This window comes from uncultured Gimesia sp., assembly GCF_963972345.1.
Classification (GTDB): Bacteria; Planctomycetota; Planctomycetia; order Planctomycetales; family Planctomycetaceae; genus Gimesia.
This window is the reverse complement of record NZ_CAXAVM010000291.1, coordinates 1-6,125: the sequence shown is the minus strand read 5'-3', so window position 1 is coordinate 6,125 and position 6,125 is coordinate 1. Positions and strand designations below refer to the sequence as shown.

Genomic DNA, 6,125 nt, shown 5'->3' with positions numbered 1-6,125 from the left:
TCACATTTTACCATAGAATGTCTCACTCTAAGATACTCGGTCCAAATGGCCCTGAAGACACGAGAGTAAAAAAAAGGACACAGTCTAGATTCTCACGGCTGGCATGAGATCACCCTCCAGTTTGTTTCGACAATCCCGACTTTTAAGTTGTTTCATAAAAACGTCTTACGAAATCGTTTTTTGGTCCGTTAACCGATATTCTCTACATTAAGTCACTCGCCTCCCCCTTCTCGTTCAATACGATGTCCTAAGAGACCCTGCCCCCCTTTGACGATCACGGTGAGACTGGTGATCTGAAGTTCGCTTTCAGTTGCCCACTCTGAATGTAATTGGACCAGTGTCATCAATGCTCGGCGATCACCTGCGTGTCGTGGCACTGTTTTTTTTCATCGCCATCGAATTCAAATTCCAGTGTCGTATGCTTGATCTTGAATTCGTCAGCCACTAGTTTCTTGATCTGCTGTTTGATGACTTCCATCTGCTCAGCATTCTCTTTCCGGATTACCACGTGTGTCTCCAGGGCCCGGTGTTCTTCATCCAGTTCCCACAGGTGCAAGTGGTGTATTTCGACGACATCTTCGTTTTCTTCAATCCGTTCCATCAGCGCGGAAACATCAATATCTGCTGGCGTCCCTTCCATCAGCATCCGCATCGCCTGAGGCAGCATTTTATAGACCTGCCACAGAATATAACCGGAGATCAGCAGCGTAATCAGCGGATCGACCCAGTCCCAGCCGAGCCACAGAATAGCACCTGCCCCCACCAGTACCGCTATGCTGGCCAGGGCATCGACAATGTTATGAAAAAAGGCGGCCCGTATATTCAATGAGCCCTTGCTCCTGGGCCACAACAACAGTGCCGAACCCACGTCGACCACCAGTGCCAGAATCGCGGAATACGCCATAACGGACCCGATGACATGTTCCGGCTCAAAAAAACGGGTGATACCCTCGTAAACCAGGTACAGACCTACAATCGCCAGCAGCGTCAGGTTAATCAGCGCACCAATCATCTCGGCCCGCCGATAACCGAATGTAAAACGCTTGTTGGCTTGCTTCCGAGAAATTCGGCGGGCAATATAAGCGATCAGCAGCGCATTCGCATCATTAAAATTGTGAGCTGCATCCGAAAGCAACGCCACGCTGCCTGAATAAATTCCTGCCACCACCTGTCCGACCGTCAACAGCTGATTCAGGAGAATGGCACAGATCAGCCGTGCTGTACTCACGCCCTGCAGAGAGTCATTATGTGTCAGGCCGTGTGAATGACCGGCGTGACTATCGCCTGTGTGTTCGTATCCTGTTGCTTGTGCCATGTATCCTTCAGATCGTTTCCGTTCAACTATTGCTTCCTTCAGGAACAGCCTTACGTCCGACTGTTCCGTAGAATCTCTTTGCACTATAAACCGAGATTTCCGATATGGATCAACGTGAAACCAATTCAAGCATGGATTTTGTTTGATTGTAACCACTGCGGTCCCCTGTGTCTAAAACGAAGTGATTTTTCGCCACCTTTGTTGAGATTCGGGAACCGCCGCCGAGCGAATCATTTTTCAGTGGTCAACACGGTCTCTGCGCAGCCTTTTCTCTGTGAGGAACTCCGTTTTCCGCTATTTTGATACAATTCCACTTCACATCATGCGTGACCGGCAGCGGACAATCTCTGGGGCACAGCCACTTCGGCCAGTTGAAAGAACACGTACTTGGCATACCGGGTCAGCTTGGCACCAATCTTGATCTGCTTCTTACGCAGCGTCGTCAGCGACCAGTTCTGGATAGGATTGAGCAACGCCAGTCGCCGCAGGAAGTTGCCGAGGTCACCCGGGAGCCTGTCCGGAACCCAGGCCGACTGATGAAGAGACCTTCGCGCGTGTCTTTGGTCGAACTGACTGGGCCGTGATGTTTATCCTGGCCCGAGAGGGACGATACTTCGCGCGTCTGAGGATAAATACCAATCCCGCGTTTGAATGTGAGATTCCTGTCAGGCGAGATTATTCCGAGCCCTTTCCGGGCTGTAATCCCGTAAAGTGGGCAGAGGAATATTTAACGAACGTGCATCCCGAACAACTCAAACCTGGTAAGTCGGGACTGATTTTGAGCAGTTTTGACTGGGACGCCGACTGGTTTTTCGATGATACTGATTCGGAAGAAGACTTAAAATGACAAATTAAACAGTACACCGTTTCCAGAGACAGAGCAGTCTGGTTCCTGCTGCTAATGTTTCGCAGATATCTGCAACGGTCATCGGTGGGGGAGCCATCGGCCGTCAGGTAACTGCTCCTCAGAAATTTGTGGTCAAGCGTGACTACAGTGATGATCGTTACCGGTTCATGCTGCAGATCACGACGCTGCAAACACGGAATGCTGAGCTCAATGGGATCGTAGGCGAGGATTATAAAGAAGGGAGGGTCCATAGCTGTAAACAACGGTCAGAAAAACGTTCGTTTTCGTTTGCTGTACGGCACACAACAAATTTCACGAACAAAATATGATGTATCTCTCGGGGCTCTGATTTGATTCGATTTCACTGCAGATCAGACATGGACTCCTGCGTCTGAATTAATGTGTTAATGAAAACGGTGCTTTGATTTGCTGTACCGAATTCAACAAGTTTTGCGAACAGAATTGGTGAACCGGCGATGTCTCCATGGGCATATGGACCGCGTATAATAGTTTGCAAGAAGTTATGTTTAAATGTGATGCGATCCAGGTTAGAGTTTACGATCAGGCATTCCTGGAACCCATTCCCGGGAAATATTAAGACATCCGTCGTAAGTCCGGCCCGCTTTAAAACCAATCAACCACCAAAGGAGTCCAGCAAATGGTCCTGTGTCATATCAGAACATTGATTCTGTTAGCAGTCTGTGGAGTCGGTAATCTCACCAGCACTCTGGAAGCCTCTCTGAAGACGATCGTTATCGATAGTGAGTCACATGAGATTAAAGAGAAAGTCACGTATAGCAAAACGTTTTCTTCCCAAATCAACGCGACTGAGTTTGCCCTGCTCTTCGATCAGGATCTGCAAAAACAAAGTTCGGGTGGATACTGGAACGTTCACATCAATGGCAAATTGCTCGGACGACTGGAAGCACATACTCCTCAGATCGGTGCGGACAAAAAACATGATGGGTTTCACCACATCGGCTTTGCAGTGCCTGCCAATGTTCTCAAAAATGGTGAGAACAGAGTGACGATCGGTGGCCGAGGGCAGCCTGCGGTCTTACGAAATATTGAATTGGAGCCCCACCCCCTGAAACAGGCACTCCAACTGGAAGCGGTGACTGTGAAGGTGAGCACACCAGAGGGGCAGCCCGTTCCAGCCCGTATCACAGTGGTAAACCATCGCGGGCAACTTGCAAAACTTTACAATGCACGTCAGCCGACCACCGCCGTTCGACCTGGAATTCTCTATACACTGGGAACTGGAGATACATTCGAGTTGCCACCGGGAAAGTATACACTGTATGCAACACGTGGCATGGAATGGGGCGTAGCCAGACAGCCCATCGTCGTCGAGAACAACAAGACCCAGAATCAGACGCTGGTCATTTCACATGAAGTCGACACAACCGGATTTATCGCTTGTGATAGCCACATTCATACTTTACCTGGCAGTGGTCACGGAAATGCCACTTTTGAAGAACGTATGATTACAATCGCCGGTGAAGGCATTGAAGTCGCGGTAGCCACCGATCACAATCACATTTCCGATTACACGCCCTATCAAAAGGCTGCGGGGACTCAAACTCATTTTCATTCAATTTCCGGAGATGAAATCACAACCCACAATGGGCATTTTACTGCTTTCCCATTTGATCCTGCGAAGTCAGTCCCCGGCGGTGTGAAAGGTCGAAACCCTCTGTTCCTGAAAGATGATAACTGGGATGAGCTGATCGCCGACATGCGGAAGAAAGGGGCAGAAGTGATTATCTTGAATCATCCCTATTGGCCTTCCATTCCTAAGGGCCCCTTCGGACGATTTCATTTCAATCGCAGCACAGGGAAGTGGAGTGAGGGACCTACGTTTAATTTCAACGGATATGAAGTGGTACAGCCGGCAAACGAAACTCCTGATTTTTTCTACGCACTCGAAGACTGGATGTCAGTGATCAATCGCGGATTAAAGCTTACCGCCGTAGGGGCCACTGACTCCCACACGGTCAACGATCCAGTTGGCCAGGCCCGTACCTATCTCAACAGTCATACCGATAACATATCTCATATCGATCGCCAAGAGGTCTATCGCGCATTCACGGAAGGTCGGGCAACGGCATCAGCGGGCATCTTTGCAATTTTGAAGATTAATGAACATTTTGGCATGGGAGACCTCGTTCCAGCAGCATCACTCAAAAACGGCAGTAATAACAAAAACTCATTATTTACTGTCACTTTACGTGTTGCAGCCCCTTCATGGGTCCGTCCTCGCGAAGCCATGATCTATGTGAATGGAAAACAAGTCGCCTGGAAATCAATCGGATCCACGTTGAATGAGCCCACAGATCAGACGCTTGAGTTTTCACTTGAATTACCACCACATGATGCATACGTTGTAGCATTTGTCCTGGGTGATGGCATTGCATTGCCAGGTTGGACAACTTACGGCAAGGCCACTCAGGCAATCACCAACCCAATCTATCTGGATGTGGATGGTGACAAGAACTATAGCGCACCACGTGCTACTGCCAAAAGACTGATCATGAATCATGGGACACAGGGTAAGAAGCTCACACCGGCTCTGCAGGAAAAGCTGCTTGAATCCGAAACGGTAAAAGCAGACCCTGCCATCCTGCTGCATGTCAAAGACCTGTTAAAACAGGGCGCTGATCACCAACCATAACAAGAGAAGCCTTAGCCTTAAGTTTGGTTGTTACAACCCGCTCTGGAATCGGAGTCATCTCCTGTAACTCCCGCGACATTCTCTCCAATGCCAACGATACGTATCGCATCAATGGTGCCGATGCCGACGACCTGTTCAGCAGCATGCATGTGGGAGGCTGCCATTTCGTGTTTGCAGACGGACGCGTCAAAGTTCTCTCTGAGAACATAAATGGTGATACCTATACGGGGCTGGGCACTTATAATGCTGGTGAAGTACTGGGTGAGTATTAAGCGTTGCCCGGGTGTTGTTGAAGTAACAAAGAACCCTGTCGATGGTTCATTCAAGTTTGCACTATTGAAGTGACAGGAGAGTCAAATGCGTTTTTCAGTCTGGTCTGGTTGTATCATTGCTGCTTTGAGCATCGGATCACTTCCGGACAATGACAGTCTCTCTGCAGCTGAGAGATCAAATGCTGCAGAGCCGTCACAACCATTGAAACTGCTTCTGAAGGAGATGCCGAAACCCCGCTATAACACGCCGGTCCCTTCCTTGGTCACCGGCCGTGTTGTTGTGCAATCTCCGGGAAAAACCAGTGGAGTGAGCGGCGTTTCTGTTTCTGATGGTTATTCGGTAGTAAAAACAGACTCGAGAGGCACGTATTCGCTGAAGCCTGATCCCCGGGCCGTGTTTATCAACGTGACGCGTCCTGCGGGCTATGATGTCCAGGGAAACTGGTATCAGCCGCTGGCACAGGAAGTCAATTTCGAACTCCAGTCGTCGAGTGAGGATGAAAATGAATTTGTCTTTATTCATGTGACCGATACGCATGTCTCAAGTAATCCCCGCTCGCTGCAGGGACTGATTCGATTCGTGCGAGAAGTAAACGGCCTGACGCCCCCACCACGGTTTGTGGTCAACAGCGGCGACCTGCTCAATCTGCACAAAGCCCTGCTGGGCACACCCGGGCAGGGGCACGCGGCTTTCCGCAACTATGTGGGGATCATGAATCATCTGTCGATACCTCATTACAATGTCGCCGGTGATCACACGGACTCCTGCTATCGACTGGATGAGTTTCCCCGCGGGGATCCCCGTTGCGCGAAGCCCCTGTACTGGGAATACCTGGGTCCGAATTTCTTTTCGTTCGAATATGGGAAGATTCACTTCGTTTCTGTCGACTATGGCTATCATCTGGGACAGAGAAAGCTGAAAGTGAACGGACGCCTGCTCGATTATCCCACGCTTCAGGTTCAACCCATGCATATCAAATGGTTGCAGCAGGATCTGCAGCAGCGTTCGCCCGGCAC

General features: G+C 49.7%; 7 protein-coding genes. 4 read left to right on the top strand and 3 right to left on the bottom strand.

The window, feature by feature from the left end; all coding sequences use genetic code 11:
- Nucleotides 1-212: 212 nt before the first annotated feature.
- The 3 genes from AACZ40_RS27730 to AACZ40_RS27720 form a co-directional block, all read right to left on the bottom strand.
- Nucleotides 213-347: a hypothetical protein gene (locus AACZ40_RS27730; RefSeq protein ID WP_339676804.1), complete on the bottom strand. Its 135-nt coding sequence runs from the start codon at nucleotides 345-347 to the stop codon at nucleotides 213-215.
- Nucleotides 344-1,315 carry a cation diffusion facilitator family transporter gene (locus AACZ40_RS27725; protein WP_291170686.1) on the bottom strand — a complete coding sequence of 324 codons (972 nt, stop codon included), beginning with the start codon at nucleotides 1,313-1,315 and terminating at the stop codon, nucleotides 344-346. Before AACZ40_RS27725 ends, AACZ40_RS27730 begins: the two co-directional genes overlap by 4 nt.
- 320 nt (nucleotides 1,316-1,635) lie before the next feature.
- Nucleotides 1,636-1,788: a hypothetical protein gene (locus AACZ40_RS27720; protein WP_291170687.1), complete on the bottom strand. Its 153-nt coding sequence runs from the start codon at nucleotides 1,786-1,788 to the stop codon at nucleotides 1,636-1,638.
- Between the two features lie 110 nt (nucleotides 1,789-1,898).
- Between AACZ40_RS27720 and AACZ40_RS27715 the strand changes: the two genes are divergently transcribed.
- The 4 genes from AACZ40_RS27715 to AACZ40_RS27700 all read left to right on the top strand — a co-directional run.
- Nucleotides 1,899-2,162, top strand: a complete 264-nt coding sequence (locus AACZ40_RS27715) for a hypothetical protein (RefSeq protein WP_291170688.1) — start codon at nucleotides 1,899-1,901, stop codon at nucleotides 2,160-2,162.
- A gap of 658 nt (nucleotides 2,163-2,820) precedes the next feature.
- Nucleotides 2,821-4,836, top strand: coding sequence for a CehA/McbA family metallohydrolase (locus tag AACZ40_RS27710; protein ID WP_291170689.1), 2,016 nt, complete (start codon nucleotides 2,821-2,823; stop codon nucleotides 4,834-4,836).
- A 23-nt stretch (nucleotides 4,837-4,859) separates the two neighbouring features.
- On the top strand, nucleotides 4,860-5,108 hold the full coding sequence (locus AACZ40_RS27705) for a DUF1559 domain-containing protein (RefSeq protein ID WP_291170690.1): 249 nt from the start codon (nucleotides 4,860-4,862) through the stop codon (nucleotides 5,106-5,108).
- Between the two features lie 85 nt (nucleotides 5,109-5,193).
- Nucleotides 5,194-6,125: metallophosphoesterase N-terminal domain-containing protein (locus AACZ40_RS27700; RefSeq protein ID WP_339676800.1), on the top strand; the 932-nt coding region annotated here is incomplete at its 3' end.

Coding starts and splice junctions, on each gene's coding strand:
- AACZ40_RS27725 (WP_291170686.1), bottom strand. CDS start 1,315: ATGGCACAAGCAACAGGATACGAACACACAGGCGATAGTCACGCCGGT.
- AACZ40_RS27715 (WP_291170688.1), top strand. CDS start 1,899: ATGTTTATCCTGGCCCGAGAGGGACGATACTTCGCGCGTCTGAGGATA.
- AACZ40_RS27710 (WP_291170689.1), top strand. CDS start 2,821: ATGGTCCTGTGTCATATCAGAACATTGATTCTGTTAGCAGTCTGTGGA.